Source organism: Streptococcus sp. KR (assembly GCF_002238115.1).
Classification (GTDB): Bacteria; Bacillota; Bacilli; order Lactobacillales; family Streptococcaceae; genus Streptococcus.
Map to the genome: position 1 here is coordinate 1 of NZ_NGVM01000314.1, position 234 is coordinate 234.

General features: G+C 32.5%; 1 protein-coding gene. It reads left to right on the forward strand.

Going from position 1 to position 234, the window contains the following annotated elements; translation table 11 throughout:
* Positions 1-5: 5 nt before the first annotated feature.
* On the forward strand, positions 6-234 hold a 229-nt coding region (locus CBI42_RS12095; protein WP_094754003.1), incomplete at its 3' end, for a hypothetical protein.

Genomic DNA, 234 nt, shown 5'->3' on the forward strand with positions numbered 1-234 from the left:
TATAGATGTTTACAACATTTTTTAAGAAAAATCACGACAATAGTGATGTATTTAAGAAGCTAATTCATCGACTATCTGATATGTCTGTCCAAGATCTTGAAAAAATAGACCGACTGCTAGATATCATTTTCACTCCAGATCAAGGATCAGAACAACTAAAAACAGAAGCAACTTATAGAGAAGAAACTTTGGACGACACATTAAAGGAAGCTAAGAATCAACTTCATAAGGAAC